This window comes from Actinoplanes sp. NPDC051388, assembly GCF_055586225.1.
On record NZ_JBVJIP010000001.1, the window covers coordinates 638,993 to 655,628 of the forward strand.

The 16,636-nt window shown below is 71.5% G+C and carries 18 protein-coding genes; 9 read left to right on the top strand and 9 right to left on the bottom strand.

Annotation, left to right across the window (positions count from 1 at the left end; genetic code table 11):
- Positions 1-112: 112 nt before the first annotated feature.
- The 4 genes from ACZ6TI_RS03020 to ACZ6TI_RS03035 form a co-directional block, all read right to left on the bottom strand.
- Positions 113-1,036 carry a hypothetical protein gene (locus ACZ6TI_RS03020; protein WP_465343291.1) on the bottom strand — a complete coding sequence of 308 codons (924 nt, stop codon included), beginning with the start codon at positions 1,034-1,036 and terminating at the stop codon, positions 113-115.
- A 106-nt stretch (positions 1,037-1,142) separates the two neighbouring features.
- The gene (locus ACZ6TI_RS03025; protein WP_465343532.1) at positions 1,143-3,200 is read right to left on the bottom strand and encodes a 3-hydroxyacyl-CoA dehydrogenase NAD-binding domain-containing protein; all 2,058 of its coding nucleotides are present in this window, start codon (positions 3,198-3,200) and stop codon (positions 1,143-1,145) included.
- Positions 3,200-4,396 (bottom strand): thiolase family protein, encoded by a 1,197-nt coding sequence (locus tag ACZ6TI_RS03030; RefSeq protein WP_465343292.1) that lies wholly within the window; start codon positions 4,394-4,396, stop codon positions 3,200-3,202. Before ACZ6TI_RS03030 ends, ACZ6TI_RS03025 begins: the two co-directional genes overlap by 1 nt.
- Before the next feature lie 50 nt (positions 4,397-4,446).
- Complete coding sequence (locus tag ACZ6TI_RS03035; RefSeq protein ID WP_465343293.1) at positions 4,447-5,760, bottom strand: ribonuclease D; 1,314 nt, start codon at positions 5,758-5,760, stop codon at positions 4,447-4,449.
- A gap of 179 nt (positions 5,761-5,939) precedes the next feature.
- Here ACZ6TI_RS03035 and ACZ6TI_RS03040 point away from each other — a divergent pair, with 179 nt between their 5' ends.
- The gene (locus ACZ6TI_RS03040) at positions 5,940-6,953 is read left to right on the top strand and encodes a S1C family serine protease (protein ID WP_465343294.1); all 1,014 of its coding nucleotides are present in this window, start codon (positions 5,940-5,942) and stop codon (positions 6,951-6,953) included.
- Here the strand turns inward: ACZ6TI_RS03040 and ACZ6TI_RS03045 are convergent.
- Complete coding sequence (locus ACZ6TI_RS03045) at positions 6,940-7,518, bottom strand: DUF3000 domain-containing protein (protein ID WP_465343295.1); 579 nt, start codon at positions 7,516-7,518, stop codon at positions 6,940-6,942. The genes ACZ6TI_RS03040 and ACZ6TI_RS03045 overlap by 14 nt on opposite strands.
- Before the next feature lie 77 nt (positions 7,519-7,595).
- Here ACZ6TI_RS03045 and hemE point away from each other — a divergent pair, with 77 nt between their 5' ends.
- The 5 genes from hemE (at position 7,596) to hemQ (ending at position 12,021) form a co-directional block, all read left to right on the top strand.
- Complete coding sequence (gene hemE / locus ACZ6TI_RS03050) at positions 7,596-8,642, top strand: uroporphyrinogen decarboxylase (protein WP_465343296.1); 1,047 nt, start codon at positions 7,596-7,598, stop codon at positions 8,640-8,642.
- Between the two features lie 82 nt (positions 8,643-8,724).
- The gene (locus ACZ6TI_RS03055) at positions 8,725-9,534 is read left to right on the top strand and encodes a hypothetical protein (protein ID WP_465343297.1); all 810 of its coding nucleotides are present in this window, start codon (positions 8,725-8,727) and stop codon (positions 9,532-9,534) included.
- 4 nt (positions 9,535-9,538) lie between these two features.
- Entirely contained in the window at positions 9,539-9,910 is a 372-nt protein-coding gene (locus tag ACZ6TI_RS03060) for a GntR family transcriptional regulator (RefSeq protein ID WP_465343298.1), read from the top strand.
- Between the two features lie 42 nt (positions 9,911-9,952).
- Entirely contained in the window at positions 9,953-11,320 is a 1,368-nt protein-coding gene (hemG, locus tag ACZ6TI_RS03065) for a protoporphyrinogen oxidase (protein WP_465343299.1), read from the top strand.
- Entirely contained in the window at positions 11,320-12,021 is a 702-nt protein-coding gene (hemQ, locus tag ACZ6TI_RS03070) for a hydrogen peroxide-dependent heme synthase (protein ID WP_465343300.1), read from the top strand. The genes hemG and hemQ overlap by 1 nt, the downstream gene beginning before the upstream one ends.
- On the opposite strand, the gene ACZ6TI_RS03075 is transcribed toward hemQ, so the two are convergent.
- A complete protein-coding gene (locus ACZ6TI_RS03075; RefSeq protein ID WP_465343301.1) occupies positions 12,002-12,454 on the bottom strand; it encodes a GNAT family N-acetyltransferase in 453 nt (150 codons plus the stop codon). The genes hemQ and ACZ6TI_RS03075 overlap by 20 nt on opposite strands.
- 84 nt (positions 12,455-12,538) lie before the next feature.
- Between ACZ6TI_RS03075 and ACZ6TI_RS03080 the strand changes: the two genes are divergently transcribed.
- The 3 genes from ACZ6TI_RS03080 (at position 12,539) to ACZ6TI_RS03090 (ending at position 13,802) form a co-directional block, all read left to right on the top strand.
- Positions 12,539-12,814, top strand: a complete 276-nt coding sequence (locus ACZ6TI_RS03080; protein ID WP_465343302.1) for an isoamylase early set domain-containing protein — start codon at positions 12,539-12,541, stop codon at positions 12,812-12,814.
- Positions 12,815-12,887: 73 nt separating this feature from the next.
- Entirely contained in the window at positions 12,888-13,493 is a 606-nt protein-coding gene (gene wrbA, locus ACZ6TI_RS03085) for an NAD(P)H:quinone oxidoreductase (RefSeq protein ID WP_465343303.1), read from the top strand.
- Between the two features lie 75 nt (positions 13,494-13,568).
- On the top strand, positions 13,569-13,802 hold the full coding sequence (locus tag ACZ6TI_RS03090) for a hypothetical protein (protein ID WP_465343304.1): 234 nt from the start codon (positions 13,569-13,571) through the stop codon (positions 13,800-13,802).
- 14 nt (positions 13,803-13,816) lie between these two features.
- On the opposite strand, the gene ACZ6TI_RS03095 is transcribed toward ACZ6TI_RS03090, so the two are convergent.
- Genes ACZ6TI_RS03095 through ACZ6TI_RS03105 form a run of 3 tightly spaced genes read right to left on the bottom strand, consistent with a single transcriptional unit; the run spans position 13,817 to position 16,634 of the window.
- Entirely contained in the window at positions 13,817-14,497 is a 681-nt protein-coding gene (locus ACZ6TI_RS03095; protein ID WP_465343305.1) for an ABC transporter permease, read from the bottom strand.
- Positions 14,494-15,903: an ABC transporter permease subunit gene (locus tag ACZ6TI_RS03100; protein WP_465343306.1), complete on the bottom strand. Its 1,410-nt coding sequence runs from the start codon at positions 15,901-15,903 to the stop codon at positions 14,494-14,496. The genes ACZ6TI_RS03095 and ACZ6TI_RS03100 overlap by 4 nt, the downstream gene beginning before the upstream one ends.
- Positions 15,900-16,634: an ABC transporter ATP-binding protein gene (locus ACZ6TI_RS03105; protein WP_465343307.1), complete on the bottom strand. Its 735-nt coding sequence runs from the start codon at positions 16,632-16,634 to the stop codon at positions 15,900-15,902. Before ACZ6TI_RS03105 ends, ACZ6TI_RS03100 begins: the two co-directional genes overlap by 4 nt.
- Positions 16,635-16,636 lie beyond the last annotated feature (2 nt).

Below are 16,636 nucleotides of genomic sequence, written 5' to 3' on the forward strand. Positions count from 1 at the left end.
ACAGATGGACGACCCTAGTCGCCGATGCCGGTCAACGGGTCACCTGAACCGGCACGATCATGTCCGAGCTGGGCGAAGCGCGGGCTTTTGGGGCCCGCGCCCCACCCGGATGTCAGCTCTTCTTCTCGATCTCGCCACGCATCGCGACGAATTCCTTCTCCAGGTCGGCCTTTTGCTTGAACAGCATCGCGATCATGCCGATGCTGCCGTTGTCCGACCACACGCAGATCGCCATCGGCACGCCCGAGCTGTCGGTGTCACCGCACTTGGCGATGCCGCCGAGCGGACCCGGTTCGGTGTCCGTCATGTTCGTCGGGGCCATGCCGGACGAGCTCATCCCGGAGGTGAACTCGTCGTAGCGGCTCTGCGCCGAGCCGGACAGCGAGGACGCCGCGACGACCATCACCAGGTCCTGCTTCTGGATGTCGCCGTATGCCGCGCCGACCGAACTGGTCGCGCCGGGCACCTTGGCCATCTCGGAGTCGAGCTGCGAGACGCTCGCGTCCAGCTGCGGGTCGGTGATCTGCTCGCGGCCGCCCAGCGTGACCGGCTCGGTCACGGTGATCTTCGCCGCGTCGACGACCTCCTCGACCTTGTCCTTGGCCGCGAAGAACGTGACGGCGACGCCGCCCACACACAGCAGCGCGACCACGCCGACCACGATCAGCACGATCTTCAGCGCGGACGACTTCTTCTTCGGCGGCGGACCCCCGAATTGCGGCTGCTGCCCGCCGTATTGCGGCTGCTGCGCGCCGTATTGCGGAGGCTGCTGGCCGCCGTATTGCTGGCCGCCGTATTGCTGGCCGCCGTATTGCGGCGCCGCGCCGAATTGATCATCCGGGGGCGGCGGATATCCACCGCCCGGCGGCGCGGGCGGCGGAGGTGCATAGCCGCCGCCCGAGGAAGGCGCAGGTGGTGCCTGGTAACCCGGGGGCTGCTGCGGGATGCCCGGCGGCGGGTAACCCTGCGGCCCGCCCGACGACGGCTGTCCCGAATGGGGATCCTGCGGATAGGGCGAATAGGGCGGCTGCGACATGTGATCTCCAGAAGAATGGCAAGCCTGGCCGCCGGAGCCTACCTACAGTGGTCAAGCCGCGACGCCCCCGTGTCGGATGTGACACAGGGGCGTCGGATAGCGGACATCAGGCCGGCAGGCCGGCGATGCCCTTCGGCAGGAATCGCTGTCCGGTCACTCGTTCCGAGGTGCCGCTGCGGTCCAGATAGGGCGTGATGCCGCCCAGATGGAACGGCCAGCCGGCGCCGAGCAGCATGCAGAGGTCGATGTCCTGCGCCTCGGCCACCACCCCCTCGTCGAGCATCAGGCGGATCTCCTCGGCCAGCGCTGCCTCGGCCTTTTCGCGTACCTGATCACCGGTGAGCGGCGCGGAACCGCCCTCGACCAGCTTGGCCACCTCGGGGTTGATCTCGTCGTCGACCATCAGCGGCAGGCCGGCGTCGACGATCTTGCGGAGCGCCGGGCTGTCGCCGAACCGGTCCGGGAAGGCCGCGTGCAACGTCTCGCCCACGTGCAGGCCGATCGCCGGGCCGACCAGCTGCAGCAGCGCGAGCGGGCGCATCGGCATGCCCAGCGGGTCGAGCGCGGTGTCGACCGTGGCCAGCGGGGTGCCGGCGTCGATCGCCTTGAACGCCTCGCTGGTCAGCCGGGTGAAGATGCGGTTCACCACGAAGGCGGGCGCGTCCTTGACCAGCACGCAGGACTTCTTCAGCTCCTTGCCGACCGCGAACGCGGTGGCCAGCGTGACGTCGTCGGTGCGCTCGCCGCGGATGATCTCGAGCAGCGGCAGCACCGCGACCGGGTTGAAGAAGTGGAACCCGACCACCCGCTCGGGGTGCTCGAGGTCGGCCGCCATCGCGGTGATCGACAGCGAGCTGGTGTTCGTGGCCAGCACCGCCTCCGGCGAGACGATCTTCTCCAGCTCGGCCCAGACCTGCTTCTTCACGTCCAGATTCTCGAACACCGCCTCGATGACGAAGTCGGCATCCGCGAAGACCGACTTGTCCACCGAACCGGACACCAGGCCGCGCAGCTTGGCCGCGGTGCCCTCGTCCATCCGGCGCTTGCCCACCAGCTTGTCGATCTGCGCGTGCACGTAGGACACGCCCTTGTCGACCCGGGACTGGTCCAGGTCGGTCAGCACCACCGGCACCTGCAGGCGCCGGGCGAAGAGCAACGCGAGCTGGGATGCCATGAGACCGGCGCCGACGATGCCGACCTTGGCGACCTTCCGGGCCAACCCCTTGTCCGGTACGCCCACCGGACGCTTCGCGCGGCGCTGCACCAGGTCGAACGCATAGAGGCTGGCGCGCGACTCGTCGCCCATGATCAGGTCAGCCAGCGCCTCGGTCTCGGCGGCCGTGCCGTCGGCGAACGACGCGTCCTTGGCCAGCGCGAGCAACTCGAGCGCCTTGTTCGCGGACGGGACCGCGCCGTGCAACCGCTCGTCGAGCTGCTGCTTGGCGAAGAACAGCACGCCGTCCCACATGTCCCGGTCGACCTCGGGGCGGGACACGGTGACCTCGCCCTTGACCACGCCGGCCGCCCACTCCAGCGAGCGCTCCAGGAAGTCGGCCGGCTCCAGCAGCACGTCGGCCAAGCCCAGCTCGGCAGCCTGCTTGGGCCTCAGCACCTTCTGCGTCAGCGGATTTTGCAGGATCACCTGGGCCGCGCCCGGGACGCCGATCAGGTTGGGCAGCAGCTGGCTGCCGCCCCAGCCGGGGATCAGGCCGATCGCGACCTCGGGCAGGCCGAGCGCCGCCGCGCCGCCGGAGACCGTGCGGTAGTGGCAGTGCAGGGCGACCTCGAGGCCGCCGCCGAGCGCCGCGCCGTTGACGAACGCGAAGGTCGGCACCGCCGAGTCCTTCAGCCGGGCGAACACCCGGTGGCCCAGCTCGCCCAGCTCGAGGGCCTGCGACCGCTCGGTGAGCAGCGGCATGCCGGTGATGTCCGCACCGACACAGAAGATGTACGGCTTACCGGTCAGCGCGACGAACGCCGGGTCGGACTCCAGCGCCGTGGTGATCGCCGCGTCGAGCGACGCCAGGCCGGCCGGGCCGAAGCTGTTCGGCTTGGTGTGGTCGAAGCCGTTGTCCAGGGTGATCAGTGCGGCCTTCTTGACCAGGCCGGGGACCGCGACCAGGCGGACCAGCGCCTTGGTGACGACCTCGTTGGGGTACTCCATCACTTGCCGTTCCCCTCCCACGCCGGGTTCTCCCAGATGACCGTGCCGCCCATGCCGATGCCGATGCACATCGCGGTGATGCCGTACCGCACCTCGGGGTGCTCGGCGAAGTGCCGGGCGAGCTGCGTCATCAGCCGCACGCCGGAGGACGCCAGCGGGTGCCCGATCGCGATCGCGCCGCCCCACGGGTTGACCCGGGGGTCGTCGTCCGCGATGCCGAAGTGGTCGAGGAACGCCAGCACCTGCACGGCGAACGCCTCGTTCAGCTCGAACAGGCCGATGTCCTCGATGGTCAGGCCGGCCAGGCGCAGCGCCTTTTCGGTCGACGGGATCGGGCCGTAACCCATCACCTCGGGCTCGACGCCGACGAAGCCGTAGGACACCAGCCGCATGGCGACCGGCAGGCCCAGCTCGCGAGCCGTGCCCTCGTCGGCCAGCAGCGCGGCGGTGGCGCCGTCGTTGAGGCCGGCCGCGTTGCCCGCGGTCACCTTGCCGTGCGGGCGGAACGGCGTCTTGAGCGTCGCCAGCTTCTCCATCGAGGTCTCGCGCGGCGCCTCGTCGACGCTCGCCAGACCCCAGCCGGTCTCGGCGCTGCGGGTCGCCACCGACACCAGGTCGCCCTGCAGTTTGCCGTTCGCGTACGCCTTCGCCGTCTTCTCCTGCGAGGCGAGCCCGAACGCGTCGGCCCGCTCCTTGGTGATCTGCGGCAGCCGGTCGTGCAGGTTTTCCGCTGTCGAACCCATCACCAGCGCGGACGGATCGACCAGCTTCTCCGCCAGGATCCGCGGGTTGGGGTCGACGCCCTCGCCCATCGGGTGCCGGCCCATGTGCTCGACACCACCGGCGATCGCGATGTCCATCTGGCCCATCGCGATGCCGCCGGCCACCGAGGTCACCGCGGTCATCGCGCCGGCGCACATCCGGTCGATCGCGTAACCCGGGACGGTCTTGGGCAGGCCGGACAGCAACGCCGCGGTGCGGCCGATGGTCAGGCCCTGGTCGCCGATCTGGGTGGTGGCCGCGATCGCGACCTCGTCCACCCGCTCGGGCGGCAGCTGCGGGTTGCGGCGCAGCAGCTCACGGATGCAGCGAATCACCAGGTCGTCGGCGCGGGTCTCGGCATACATGCCGCCGGCCTTGCCGAACGGGGTGCGGACGCCGTCGACGAAGACGACCTCCCGGACTTCACGGGGCACAGCAAGCCTCCCAGGCGAGAGTGGATGCCCCGGATCCTACTCGCGAGTAACTACGCCTCGCCAGCAACCGATGAAGTTGTCTCGGGGAGCGCCTTCGTCAGGCCGTCGACGATCAAGCCCACCTGCCACGCCCGCGCGCCGAAGCCGCGCAGGGTGTCGCCGACGGTCTGCGGCGTGATCTCCTCCGGCGGCGCCCAGGCCAGCCGCCGGATGAAGTCCGGGCTGATCAGGTTTTCCGGGGGCAGCGTGTGCGCCTCGGCGGTGCCGATCACCACCTGGCGGCAGCGGGCCAGCCGGGCCGCGGCCACCGGGTCGCGCTCGGCCCAGCGGTGCGGCGGCGGCGGGCCGTCCACCGGCTGGTTCACCGGCAGCGCGTCGTCCGGCAGCGTGCGGGCCTCGTCGAGCGCGTCCAGCCACACCCGGGCCAGCCGGCGCACCGACCGGCCGCCGAAGCCGGGCAGGCCGAGCAGGGTGCGCTCGTCCTTCGGGTCGAGCTCGGCGGCCGCGATGATCGCCGAGTCGGGCAGCACCCGGCCGGGGGCCGAGTCGCGGCGGGCGGCGACGCCGTCCCGGGCATACCAGAGGGCGCGCACGCGGGACTGGGCCCGGGCGCCGCGGACTCGGTGTATTCCGGACGTGCGGCGCCACGGGTCGGGGCGCACCCGCGGTGACCCGTACGCGCCGGCGACCAGCGAAGCGAATTCCTCCGCGGCCCAGGCGGCCTTGCCCTGGCGTTCGAGCTCGTCGGCCAGGTGGTCGCGCAGGTCGGTGAGCATCTCGACGTCCAGCGCCGCATAGGTCAGCCAGGACTCCGGCAGCGGGCGGGTGGACCAGTCCGCGGCCGAGTGATGTTTCTCCAGCGTGTAGCCCAGCAGCTGCTCGGTCAGCGCGGCCAGTCCGACCCGCTCGAAGCCGGCCAGCCGGGCGGCCAGCTCGGTGTCGAACAGCCGCCGCGGCTTCAGGCCCAGCTCGGCCAGGCAGGCCAGGTCCTGGCTGGCGGCGTGCAACACCCACTCGCTGTCGGCCAGCGCGGCGTCGAGCGTGCGCAGGTCGTCGAGCGGCATCGGGTCGATCAGCACCGTGCCCGCGCCGGCCCGGCGCAACTGCACCAAATAGGCACGTTGGGTGTATCGGTACCCCGAGGCGCGCTCGGCGTCGACCGCCACCGGACCGGTGCCGGCCGCCATCCTGGCGACGACTTCGGCCAGCTCAGCGGTGGTCTCCACCGGGCGTGGGGTGCCGTCGCGGGGCGCGGTCAACGGAACGGGACCGTCCGGCTGCGATGGGTCGGAGGGCACCTCGTGCGGTCCGTCAACTACCTCGTCCGGCGCGTCCCGACGGCGCTGGGGTGCTTCGTCGGTCACTCCGTAACCGTACGGGGGTACCCGTTCCGGTGTGCGCAGCGGTCCCGGCGCGTCGATTCTCGATCGACTCCGATGGTGGACTCGCGGAAATTATCCGGTCGGGACTCATCCGGCGGGCGTTGCGCTGCGTATTAGAGGCCGGAGCGCGAAACCGGGAGGCCGCACCGCAGATGAGTGCCATGCATGATCCGTACGGATCCCTCGGCGTGCCCGGGCCACGACAGCCCGAGGACATGCGCCCGGCACCGGACCCCTGGGAGACCGGCGAACGGATCTTCGGCACCCAGTGGGACACCGGCGAGATGCGCGCGCTCGACCAGGAGTGGCAGGCCGCACAGCGGTCGCGCTATCCGCAGCGGCCGCAACACGTGGGACATCCGCGTCCGGCTCGGGCGGCTGCGCCCGTACCGCAGAGATCTTTTGCGGAGGCCGCGCCGAAGTCCCGGGGCCGCGGCAGATCTCTGATCCTCGTGCTCGTGATGGTGGTCGTGACCGTCGGCGGCTTCCTGGTGTGGCGGCTGGAGAGCGGGAACAGCCGGCTGGCCGCCGAACTGGCCGCCGAGCGTGACAAGGCGGCGGTGCTGACCACCCGCACCGACAAGCTGGAGAAGCAGCTGCAGGGAGTCTTCGACCCCGAGGCGATCTCCTCGACCGTGCTGCCCAGCGTCTTCCGGGTGCGGGCCGGCGACTTCACCGGGACGGCGTTCTCGGTGGGCGACAAGGCGGCCGACGGCAAGGCCAACATGCTGACGAACTACCACGTGGTGGAGTCGGTGTGGGCGGACGGCGGGCGCAAGGTCTTCCTGGAACGCGGCAAGGACGAGGTGTCCGCGACCATCGTCAAGGTCAACAAGGGCAAGGATCTGGCGCTGCTGCGCGCGGACCGGAAGATCGACGGTCTTTCGCCGGCCCGCGCGGACGTGAAGCCCGGCCAGCAGATCGTGGTGGTGGGCGCGCCGCTCGGCCTGGAGGACACGGTGACCACCGGCGTGGTGAGCGCGTTCCGGCCGGACGACGCCGACGGGCAGAGCATCCAGTTCGACGCGCCGATCAATCCCGGGAACTCCGGCGGACCGGTGGTGAACGCCAAGAACGAGGTGGTCGGCCTGGCCACCGCGAAGGCGCGGGACGCCGAGGGAATCGGGCTGGCGGTCTCGATCAAGACCGCCTGCGAGACCTTTAAGGTGTGCTGATCCGCGAGCGGTTGTGCAGCGCGGTCACTCCGGGCGGCGGCAGGCCGGCCGTCGAGGCCAGCATCGCGCACCAGCCCTGCAGGTGAGCGCCCAGATCGGTGGAGGTCGGCGTCCAGGAGGCGCGGATCTCCAGATCGGCGGTCGGCGCCGGGCCGGCCAGCTCGCCGAACCGGGTGGACGCGGTCTGTGTGATGGTGCCGCCGATCGCCGTGTAGGCCGCGTCGAACTGCTCCAGGCCGTCGGTCAGCCAGGTCCAGGCCACCGCGGGCAGCAGCGGGTCACCGGCCATGTCGGACTCGAGCTCGGCGGTGATCAGCGTGACCAGTCGCAGGTCGCCACGCCAGGCCTCGTGACCGTCCGGATCGTGCAGCAGGATCAGCCGGCCGCTGGCCACCTCGTCCTGCTCCTGGTCCTTGAGGACGGTCGCGCTGATCGCGAAGCCGAAGGGCGCCAGCCGCTGCGGCGCGGCGATCTCCTCGAGCAGGATCTCGTCGCGCGGGGTGGCGGCGCGCAGTCCGGCGACGGCGCGGGCGAACGCCTCGGGTGTCGCGGACGTGGGCGTCATGCACTGAAGCGTATGCCGATCAACGCTCTCCGTCGTCGATCGGCACGCCGCATCCCAGGTCGGCCCGGCGTGGCACCATGTCGCGAGTGACCACGACGCCATTGGATTCGGCTTTTGTCCGCGCCTGTCGGGGCGAGCCGGTGCCGCACACCCCCGTTTGGTTCATGCGCCAGGCGGGCCGCTCGTTGCCCGAATATCGAAAGATCCGGGAGGGCGTCGGCATGCTCGAATCGTGCCGCCGGCCCGAGCTGGTCGCCGAGATCACGCTGCAGCCGGTGCGCCGGCACGGGGTGGACGCCGCGATCCTCTTCAGCGACATCGTGGTCCCGCTGGTGGCGGCCGGCATCGACCTGGACATCGTGGCCGGGACCGGGCCGGTGATCGCTGCGCCCATCCGCTCTTCTCTTGATGTTTCGCGGCTGCGCTCGATCTCTCCCGCCGACGTCTCGTTCGTGGCCGATGCGGTGCGGATGCTCACGGCCTCGTTGGGCCCGACCCCGTTGATCGGCTTCGCCGGGGCGCCGTTCACGCTGGCCAGCTATCTGATCGAGGGCGGTCCGTCCCGGACCTACACCAGGACCAAGGCGATGATGTACGGCGATCCGAACCTGTGGAACGCACTGTGTTCGCGGCTGGCCTCGATCACGCTGACGTTCCTGCGGACGCAGATCTCGGCCGGGGTCAGCGCGGTGCAGCTCTTCGACTCGTGGGCCGGGGCGTTGTCGGAGGCCGACTATCGGCGCTATGTGATGCCGCACTCGGCTGCGGTGCTGTCCGGGCTCGCGTCTTCGGGAGTGCCGCGGATCCACTTCGGGGTGGGGACGGCGATCCTGCTCGAGGCGATGGGTTCGGCGGGGGCCGACGTGGTGGGGGTCGACTGGCGCACCCCGCTGGATCGGGCGGTGTCGTTGATCGGGCCGGGGAAGTCGGTGCAGGGGAACCTCGATCCGGCGGTGCTCTTCGCGCCCTGGCCGGCGGTCGAGGCGGAGGCGCGGCGGGTCCTGGCTGAGGGGCGGGCTGCTCCGGGGCACATCTTCAACCTCGGCCATGGCGTGCTGCCGGACACGGATCCGGACGTGCTGACTCGGCTCGTGGAGTTGGTCCATGAGGTCTCCGCCCGCTGAAGGTCTCCGCCCGCTCATTGACTTGTCGCAAGTCTTGTCTCAAGATAGTGAGACAAGACTTGCGACAAGCGGGGAGGCGGCCATGCCGAGGAAAGTGCGTCCGACGGAGGTCGAGATAGCCCGTCTGTGGTTGGCGGCGCGGGGCCTGGCCGACGTCACGCCGGCACCGATGCTGGCGGCGCGCCTGGCGGTGCGGCGACGTGCGCGGCTGGTCGCTGCCGTCCTGCCGGCCGTGTTTCTCTGCGCGACCGCCCTCGTCTACGTCTCCGCCCTGCCGATCCGTCCCGCGGATGACGGGTTCGGAACGCAGCGGCGCTGGGCGCTGGTGGTGCTGACGGCCCTGGTGGCCGGGTTGGTGCTGGGCCTGTCACTGCTGGACCGGTGGGTGCGGCGGGTCGATGAGCAGGCCGGCGCGGAGTTGCCGCGACGGGCGACCCACTCCGTGCGGCCCGGCTGGCGAACCGTGCTCGGTGTGCGGCGGGCCGCGTTGCTGGCGGTCACCTATGCGGGCGCGGCGGTGCTGGCGATCGCGGCCCTGACCATGCGGGACGGCGCCGCGAGGTACGCGGCGGTCATCCTGCTCATCGGGCTGTGCGGGGTCGCGGTCGGCACGGCCGTCCAACTGCGCCATGTGCTCACCCACCCGGTGGTGGCCGACGACGAGGGCTCGCTGAAGGCCGACGTCCTCATGCGTGTCGAGGACGCCCGCGAGGTGGCCGTGCCGACCGTGGTGTGGTCGCTGCCGGTCGTGTCGGTGTTCGACACCGGGCTCGATCCGTGGAACACGGGCTGGCTCGTCTTCATCATCCTGAGCGTCATCGCGCTCCTCTCGATCACGGCCTGGGACGGGCGGAGCGCCCTGGCCGCCCAGCGCGGCTCCACCGCTCGGTGAACGCATGATCGTCATCGACTCGGCCTCGCCCGTCCCACCGTTCGAGCAGCTCCGCGCCCAGCTCGCCCGGCAGATCCAGGAACGCACGCTGGCCGTGGGCACCCGGCTGCCGACCATCCGCCGCCTGGCCGCGGACCTCGGCCTGGCGGTCAACACGGTCGGCCGGGCCTATCGCGAACTGGAGGAGGCGGGGCTGATCGAGACCCGCGGAGCGGCCGGCTCGTTCGTGTCCGCGGCCGGCGAGCAGGGACGCGAACGGGCCCGCCGCGCCGCCGCCGAGTACGCGTCCGTCATCGCCGGCCTCGGCATCGACACCACGGAAGCCGTCCGGATGGTCCAGGCGGCGCTGGCCCAGGGCGTTCCCGAGGTCGGCTGAACGTCGGGGGCGGGTGGTCGGTGGTAAGGGTGACCTGACAATGTGGGGGGCGTGCGGAAGCGGGTTGCGGTGGTGGGCGGGGGGATCGCCGGGCTGGCGGCTGCCGTCCGGGTCCGTGCGCTCGCGCCGGCCGGCACCGAGATCATCGTGTACGAGCAGAGCGGCGTCCTCGGCGGCAAACTCCGCACCGGAGAGCTGGCCGGCGTCACCGTGGAGCGCGGAGCCGAGTCGTTCCTGATGAGCGCCCCCGATGGCGGGGAGTCGGCCGCCGTCCTGCTGGCCCGCCGGCTCGGCCTCGGGCCGGTGCTCGCCCACCCGGCCGCCGTGCCCGCCGCGGTCGCCGGCCCGGACGGACTGGCGCCCTTTCCCACGGGCACGCTGATGGGCATCCCGGCCGAACCGGGCGAGGTCGACTCCGGAGCCGCGCTGCTCGGCGAGGGCGAGGACATCGCCGTCGGCGAACTGGTCCGGGCCCGCTATGGCCCGGACGCGATCGACCGGCTGGTGGACCCGATGCTCGGCGGGGTCTACGCCGGCCGCGCGGACGAGTTGTCGCTGGCCACGACCATGCCCGGCCTTGCCGCCGCGGCCCGCGAGGAGCACACGCTCGCCGGTGCGGTCCGTCTCGCGCAGGAGCGGGCAGCCGCGGTGAAGGTCGCCGGCCGGCCGGTGTTCGCGACCGTGCGCGGCGGGCTGACCCGGCTCGTCGCCGCCGCGGCCGCCGCGAGTGGCGCCCGGATCAGCCTCGGACTCCCGGTGCGTGAGCTGGGAGCGACCGCGCACGGCTGGCGGCTGCTGCTCGGGCCGGTCCCGGCGACGCAGATCGACGACGTCGACGCCGTGGTGCTCGCGGTGCCCGCGAAGGCCGCCGCGCGGCTGCTGGACGGGGTGTCCGCCACCGCCGCGGGGCTGGTCGGGGTGCTCGACTACGCGAGCGTGGCGCTTGCCGGGTTCGCCTTCCCGCCGGGCACCCGGTTGCCGGATCTCTCGGGCTTTCTGGTGCCGCCCTCGCGAGGGACGCTGGTCAAGGCGGCCACCTTCATGACGACGAAGTGGACGCATCTGCCGCGGGACTTCACCATCGTGCGGGCCTCGCTGGGCCGGGCCGGCGAGGCGGACCGGCTGCAGCGTGACGACCGCACCCTGCTCGCCGTCGCGCACGCCGAGCTCGGCGACCTGATCGGGATGCCGCTGCCTGCCCCGGCCGACGCCTGGATCCAGCGCTGGGGTGGTGGGCTGCCGCAATACGCGCCGGGCCATCTCGACCGGGTGGCCACCGCCCGGGCCGCGCTCGCCGATCTGCCCGGCCTCGGGCTGGCCGGCGCGGCCTACGACGGGGTCGGGATCCCGGCCTGCATCGCGAGCGGGGAACGCGCCGCCGAAGACGTTTGCAAGACCTTGGAGGACTGATGAGCGACCAGAGCAACGCCGCCCGGATCAACGAGCTGAACGCGACGATCCGCTACACGATGTGGTCGGTGTTCCGGGCCTCGTCGCCGCTGCCCGCGCTGCGCGAGGACCTGGCCGGCGAGGTGGACACGCTGTTCGAGCAGCTGGCCGGCAAGGACGTCACGGTGCGCGGTGCCTATGACGTGGCCGGGCTGCGGGCCGACGCCGACGTGCTGATCTGGTGGCACTCCGCGTCGCCGGACGCGCTGCAGGACGCGTACGGGCTGTTCCGCCGCACCGCCCTGGGCCGGCACCTCGAGCCGGTGTGGTCGCAGATGGCCCTGCACCGGCCGGCCGAGTTCAACAAGAGCCACCTGCCCGCGTTCCTGGCCGGCGAGGAGGCGCGCGCCTACATCTGCGTCTACCCGTTCGTCCGCTCCTACGAGTGGTACCTGCTGCCGGACGAGGAGCGCCGCGCGATGCTGGCCGAGCACGGGCGGATGGCGCGCGGCTACCCGGACGTGCGGGCGAACACGGTGGCGTCGTTCGCGCTCGGCGACTACGAGTGGATGCTGGCCTTCGAGGCCGACGAGCTGCACCGGATCGTCGACCTGATGCGGGAGCTGCGGGCCTCGGGCGCGCGCCGGCACGTCCGCGAGGAGGTGCCCTTCTACACCGGCCGGAAGCGCTCGGTCACCGAGCTCATCGCGAACCTGCCTTAGCCATCGGAATGTGCGGAATGCCGTCCTCGAGGTATTCCGGGCCCGTCTGTTCATAGCCGAACTTGGCGTAAAAACGGACGAGGTGGGACTGGGCGTCGAGCACGCTCGGCCGGTTGCCGATGATCGTCGATGCCTCGGCCATCAGCCGCTGGGCATGTCCGGCGCCGCGGGCGGCCGGGGCGGTCAGCACGCGGCCGATCCGCAGGTGATCGCCGTCGTCCAGAATGCGCAGATACGCGAGGGTCTCATCGCCCTCGGAAAGCCATAGATGCCGCGTTCCGGGCTCGGTGTCGCGTCCGTCGATGTCGGCGTAGAAGCACTTCTGCTCGACCACGAAGACGTCGCCACGCAGCTTGAGGATCGCGTGGAGTGTCGTCGTGTCGAGGTCGCGAAACGACGCCGAACGTGTCTCGACCAGGGGATCCGGGTGCATCGGTGAATCTTAGGCGGCGCGCCTTCACCCGCTGCGGAGCACTCCATGGTCAGCATGGAGTGACGTTCTGTGTGGAGGGACACCATGATCAAGCGCAGCAAGCTCTTCGGGAACAAGACCCGGGTCACCTTCTGTCTGCCCGCCGACCAGCCCTCGGGGCCGGTCAGCGTGGTCGGCACGTTCAACGACTGGAAGCCGGGGCAGCACGAGCTCAAGACCCGGAAGGACGGCACCCGGACGATCAGCGTGCAGCTCGCGCCGGGCCACTACGCGTTCCGCTACCTCGCCTCGGGCGGTGTCTGGCTCGACGACGAGCACGCGGACGCCGTCGGCCCGCACGGAAGTGAGCTGCGACTCTAGGCGTTTGATCGGGCCCGGGACGGGCACCTCCGGTTTGTTGACGCTGCAAGCAACTAACTGGAGGCGACGCATCATGGCCAACGTCAAACTGGCGGTCATCTACTACTCGTCGACCGGCACCATCCACGGCATGGCCGAACGGCTCGGCCAGGCGGGCGAGAAGGCCGGCGCCGAGGTGCGCGTACGCCAGGTGGCCGAGCTCGCGCCCGAGGAGGCGATCGCGTCCAACGCGGCGTGGAGCCAGCACTTCGACAGCACCAAGAACGAGCCGAAGGCGACCGGGGACGACGTGGTGTGGGCGGACGCCGTGCTGTTCGGCACGCCGACCCGCTATGGCAACGTCGCCAGCCAGCTCAAGCAGTTCCTGGACACGCTCGGCCCGCAGTGGGGCCAGGGGCTGCTGGCGGGCAAGGCCTATGCCGGGTTCACCGCCTCGATGACCGCGCACGGCGGCCAGGAGTCCACGCTGCTCGCGCTCTACAACACGATCTACCACTTCGGCGGCCTGGTGGTGGCCCCCGGCTACACCGACCCGAGCAAGTTCCGGGACGGCAACCCGTACGGGGTCTCGCACGTGACCGGCGGCAACAACGACGAGCCGCTCACCGAAGTGGAGAACGCCGCGCTGGACCACCTCGCCCAGCGCATCGTCTCCATCGCCGAAAAGCTGAAGGACTGATACCACCCGAAAGTGGGCGTGTCGCATTTTTCGATATGAAGCCGAGAATGGTTCGATTCTGGCTAGCCTGTGGACATGACTGTTCACGAGGGTGCCGACCTGCACAAAAGGGTAGAGCGTTACGAGGCGGCGGTGGCTGAGCTGCGGGCCTCTCATCAGGACATCAAGGACGTCCTCACCGAAGGGGTCCTGTTCGAGCGCTGGCAGCAGATCGGCGCCGAGCTGGGCTTCTCCGCGAACCGGGCGCAGGCCCCGCGGGACATCTCGGCGCTGAACCACCAGCCCGAGATGAGTGACGCCTGGAGCTGACCGCGCACGCCTGATCAGGCATCGCGCAGTCGCAGCACCAACCCGCCGGTGAGCAACGCGCCGGCGGCCCAGGCGGCCAGCACCGCCAGCCCGCGCCACGGGCTGATCGGCAGGTCCGCCAGGCCCGTGGTGGCCTGGACGGCCAGCCCGGCGGTGGTCGGCCCGATCTGCTCCAGGCGTCGTTGCCAATCCGGATCGGACACGGCCCGGATCAGCACCGGGACCACGAAGAACAGCCCGAGCAGCACCCCGATCGCGGCCGCGGAGTTTCGCGCCACGGCGCCGACGCCCAGGCTGAGCAGGGCGATCAGCACCAGATAGAGCATCGAGCCGACGCCCGGCCGGCGCACCGAGAAGGGCGCCACGGCAGGCACGGCGGCGACCAGCACGACCGCGCTCAGCACCACCGCCTTGGCGGCCAGCATCGTGGCCCGCCGGGGCATCGACGCCATGCTGACCCGGATCATGCCGGTGTCGTACTCGCCGCCGATCATCAGCACGGCGAGGACCGCCACCACGGTCTGGCCGATCTGCACGCCGGTGAGCGCGGTGCGAACCGGATCGGGGCTGTCCGGCGTGACCGCGGCCGACGCGATGCCGGTCGCGACCGTGGTCAGCACGATCGCGGCCAGCAGCCAGGGCGTGCCGGGCGAGGTGCGCAGCTTGGTCCACTCCGCGTGCAGGGCGAGCCTCATGCGTCCCTCCGCCGGATCAGGGCGAGCGCACCGGCCAGGGCCACGACGACCCAGCCGAGCAGCACGGCGAACCCGGCCCACGGCGGCAGCGGGAAGTAGCCGTTGGGCGGGTTGTAGAGGTTCTCCACCATCGCGTACTGCTTCGTGCTCTGCTGCACCGCGAACGCGGCCGCCGGCGTGATTCGCAGCAACCACTGCGCCGGACCGGTCGGCAGCACCGTCATCGCCAGCAGATAGGGCAGCACCACCAGGACGATCGCGGTGGTGACCGCGACCGTGCCGCGGCGCAGCAGCACGCCGAGCGCGAGCGCGAGGACCGCGGCGGCGGCGAGCAGGGCCGCGGTGCCGAGCACGAGCCGCAGCCCGGTGCCGGCCGACACCGGGTGGACGTAGACGCCGTTGGCGACCAGCACCTTCCGGCCGATCGTGACGACGACGGCCGCGCCGATCAGCCCGATGCCGAAGCTGATCGCGCCGAGCACGACCGCCTTGGCGGCGAGCACCCGGCCGCGTCCCGGCGAGGCGGCCAGCGTGGTGCGGATCAGACCGCGGCGGTATTCGCCGGCCACGAACATCGCGCCGACGACCACGACGAACAGCATCGCGACGAAGGTGCCCAGCAGGGTCTGCGTCACGCCCACGCCGAAGCCCGCGGCGCCGGCCACCGCCGGCGCGATGTCGCCGGAGCCGGAGAGACGGAAGCTCTCACCCTCGTGTGACGCGGACCCCGAGTCACCGCCGACGCTCGTGGTGGTCCACTCCGAGCCCGACCAGGAGGTCGTGAGGTGGTCGAAGACGCCCGTGGCGCGGCTCGGGCCGCCCTGCGCTCCGGCCGGACGGACGAGTTCCGCCCACTGCGGCGAGGTGACGAAGATGCCGGCCTGCGCGGTCGCCGGCAGGTCCGGCAGGCGGACCGCGCCGGCGGTGGTCCAGGCCAGTCCGTCGGGCGAGGTGGCGGCGGTGATCGTGGCGCCGGCCCGGGAGAGGCGCAGCCAGGAGCCCGCGGCGACGGCACGATCGTGGGTGTAGTCGTGCTGCAGGCGGACCCCGTGCGAGCCGGTGAGCAGCACCGCCGCGTACGTCGAGCCGGGTCGGGTGCCGTCCTTGACGATCAGCCCGGCCTTGGCCCACGGGACGGCCCTGGGCTCCGACGTCAACCCGGCGACCCGCACGGTGATCGTGCCGTCCCCGGTCAACGCCCGATGCACGTACGTGAATCTGTCGCTGACCTCCTCACCCCCGGGCCCGACCGGGAGCACGCAGGTCTCGTCGCACCCGCCGGCCATCCCGGGTCCGACCCCCAGCCAGACCATCAGCGCGAGCCCGGCGCCCACCGCGACCAGCCACCCGCGCACGGTCCGGAACTTGGTGAACTCGGCGTGCACCAGCCGTCCGAAGGCGCTCATCGCGGTGCTCCGCGGAACTCGACCGCGCCCCGGGTGAGCTCCAGATAGGCCTCCTCGAGCGTGGCCCACCGGTCGAGCAGCTGGGCCATGCTCGCGTCCGCGATCACCTGGCCGCGCCCGCACACCACCACGTGATCGGCGGTGTCCTGCAGCTCGCTCATCAGATGGCTGGAGACGAGCACCGCACGGCCCGCCGCGGCCAGCTCCTTGAGGAAGCCGCGCATCCAGAAGATGCCCTCCGGGTCCATCCCGTTGAACGGCTCGTCCAGCATCAGCGCGGGCGGGTCGCCGAGCAGCGCGGCGGCGATGCCGAGCCGTTGCCGCATGCCCAGCGAGAACCCGCCCGCCCGGCGCCTGGCCACCGCGGTCAGGCCGGTCAGCGCCAGCACCTCGTCCACCCGCCGGCCGCCCAGCCCCTGCGAGTGGGCCAGCCAGAGCAGATGGTTGCGCGCCGTCCGGCTCGGCTGCAGGGCCGCCGCGTCCAGCAGCGATCCGAGATGACACAGGGGCCTTTCCAGATTCCGGTACGGTCGCCCGCCCACCAGCGCCGTGCCCTCGTCCGCGGCGTCCAGCCCCAGGATCACGCGCATCGTGGTGGACTTGCCGGCGCCGTTCGGCCCGACGAAGCCGGTGAGGAGTCCCGGCCGCACCGTGAACGTCATCCCGTCCAGCGCCAGGGCCGGCCCGAATCTCTTGCGCAACCCGTGCACCGCGATCGTCTCGTCAGTCATGC

Coding starts and splice junctions, on each gene's coding strand:
- ACZ6TI_RS03020 (WP_465343291.1), bottom strand. CDS start 1,036: ATGTCGCAGCCGCCCTATTCGCCCTATCCGCAGGATCCCCATTCGGGA.
- ACZ6TI_RS03025 (WP_465343532.1), bottom strand. CDS start 3,200: ATGGAGTACCCCAACGAGGTCGTCACCAAGGCGCTGGTCCGCCTGGTC.
- ACZ6TI_RS03040 (WP_465343294.1), top strand. CDS start 5,940: ATGCATGATCCGTACGGATCCCTCGGCGTGCCCGGGCCACGACAGCCC.
- ACZ6TI_RS03045 (WP_465343295.1), bottom strand. CDS start 7,518: ATGACGCCCACGTCCGCGACACCCGAGGCGTTCGCCCGCGCCGTCGCC.
- hemE (WP_465343296.1), top strand. CDS start 7,596: ATGTCGCGAGTGACCACGACGCCATTGGATTCGGCTTTTGTCCGCGCC.
- ACZ6TI_RS03055 (WP_465343297.1), top strand. CDS start 8,725: ATGCCGAGGAAAGTGCGTCCGACGGAGGTCGAGATAGCCCGTCTGTGG.
- ACZ6TI_RS03060 (WP_465343298.1), top strand. CDS start 9,539: ATGATCGTCATCGACTCGGCCTCGCCCGTCCCACCGTTCGAGCAGCTC.
- hemQ (WP_465343300.1), top strand. CDS start 11,320: ATGAGCGACCAGAGCAACGCCGCCCGGATCAACGAGCTGAACGCGACG.
- ACZ6TI_RS03075 (WP_465343301.1), bottom strand. CDS start 12,454: ATGCACCCGGATCCCCTGGTCGAGACACGTTCGGCGTCGTTTCGCGAC.
- ACZ6TI_RS03080 (WP_465343302.1), top strand. CDS start 12,539: ATGATCAAGCGCAGCAAGCTCTTCGGGAACAAGACCCGGGTCACCTTC.
- wrbA (WP_465343303.1), top strand. CDS start 12,888: ATGGCCAACGTCAAACTGGCGGTCATCTACTACTCGTCGACCGGCACC.
- ACZ6TI_RS03090 (WP_465343304.1), top strand. CDS start 13,569: ATGACTGTTCACGAGGGTGCCGACCTGCACAAAAGGGTAGAGCGTTAC.
- ACZ6TI_RS03095 (WP_465343305.1), bottom strand. CDS start 14,497: ATGAGGCTCGCCCTGCACGCGGAGTGGACCAAGCTGCGCACCTCGCCC.
- ACZ6TI_RS03100 (WP_465343306.1), bottom strand. CDS start 15,903: ATGAGCGCCTTCGGACGGCTGGTGCACGCCGAGTTCACCAAGTTCCGG.
- ACZ6TI_RS03105 (WP_465343307.1), bottom strand. CDS start 16,634: ATGACTGACGAGACGATCGCGGTGCACGGGTTGCGCAAGAGATTCGGG.